This is a genomic window from Streptosporangium sp. LJ11 (assembly GCF_051918945.1).
Classification (GTDB): domain Bacteria; phylum Actinomycetota; class Actinomycetes; order Streptosporangiales; family Streptosporangiaceae; genus Streptosporangium.
This window is the reverse complement of the sequence record NZ_JBPXMB010000091.1, coordinates 1-1,335: the sequence shown is the minus strand read 5'-3', so window position 1 is coordinate 1,335 and position 1,335 is coordinate 1. Positions and strand designations below refer to the sequence as shown.

Sequence of the window (1,335 nt, the reverse complement as noted above, 5' to 3'; positions counted from 1 at the left end):
GGTGAACCGCGCCGAGTTTCGTGGAGACTTGGCTACTTGGTTTCTGCTGCGGTGAGTGCGGCCTGTTGGTGACGGTAGTGGATCGCTTCGTACTCTGCGGGCGGGATGTTGCCGCAGGCGGTGTGCAGGCGGCGGTGGTTGAACCAGTCGAGGTATTCCAGCGTCGCCAACTCGACGTCGTCCATGTTCTTCCAGGGGCCGTAGCGGCGGATCAGTTCGGCTTTGAACAGGCCGTTGAAGGACTCGGCCAGGGCGTTGTCATAGGAGTCGCCGCGGCTGCCCACTGAAGCGACCGCTCCGGTGTCGGCCAGGCGCTCGCTGTAGCGGATCGACAAATATTGCACCCCGCGGTCGGAGTGATGAACTAGCCCAGACAGATCCGCGCACTGGCCGCGATTGCGACGCCAGATGGCCATCTCCAAAGCGTCCAGGGCCAGGTCGGTGCGCAGATGGGTGGCGATCTGCCAGCCCACGACCATCCGGGAGTACACGTCGATGACGAACGCCGCATACACCCAGCCCGACCAGGTGCGGATATAGGTCAGATCAGCGACCCAGAGCCGGTTCGGCGCCGGCGCGCAGAAGGTGCGGTCGACGAGATCGGCCGGCCGATCGGCCTGGTCGCCGGCGATGGTGGTTCGCCGGACTTTCCCGCGAACCAGCCCGACGATGCCCAACTCGCCCATCAGTCGCTGGATTGTGCACCGGGCGACCGCATGCCCTTCGCGACGCAGCTGCCTATGGATCTTGCGGGCGCCGTAGCAGGAGTAGTTGTCCTGGTAGATGCGGATGATCTCTGTCTTGAGCCGGTTATCGCGTACTGCTCGCGCAGACGGCGGCCGGGTGCGGACTGCGTAGTACGTCGAGGCAGCGCTCTGCAGGACCCGGCAGATCGGCTCGACACCGAACTGGGCGCGGTGAGCGTCGATGAAGGCGTTCATCTGGGTGGTCGAGGGTCGAGTTCTCTGGCGAAAAAAGCCGACGCCGCCTTGAGGATCTCGTTGGCGCGGCGCAGCTCGCGGACCTCCCGCTCCAACTCGGCGATCCGCTTGGCCTCATCGGTGCTGGTCCCGGGTCGCTGACCGCCGTCGATCTCGGCCTGCTTGACCCAGTTGCGCAGCGACTCCGACCCAATGCCCAACTGCCGAGCAACGCGAGTGATGACGCCGAACGACTCCCTGGACTGCGCGGTGGCCTCCTGCACCATCCGCACCGCCCGCTCTTTCAACTCCGGCGGATACCGACGCTGGGCGGGGTGCGACGAACCAGATCGACCTGACATGAGCTCCATCCTTTCCAACCGATGAAGCCTCCATCAATCCCGGCGCGGTTCAC

The 1,335-nt window shown here is 65.1% G+C and carries 1 protein-coding gene and 1 other annotated feature; the gene reads right to left on the bottom strand.

What is annotated here, in order from left to right; genetic code table 11:
• Positions 1 to 32: 32 nt before the first annotated feature.
• Positions 33 to 1,282, bottom strand: a protein-coding gene (locus ACTOQ3_RS43510; RefSeq protein ID WP_440089925.1) for an IS3 family transposase whose coding sequence is annotated in 2 segments (ribosomal slippage) — positions 33 to 973 and positions 973 to 1,282 — 1,251 coding nt in all. Because the reading frame shifts where the segments join, the coding sequence is not laid out codon by codon here.
• Positions 866 to 980: a sequence feature (AL1L pseudoknot), on the bottom strand. (Overlaps the previous gene by 115 nt.)
• Positions 1,283 to 1,335: the final 53 nt, after the last annotated feature.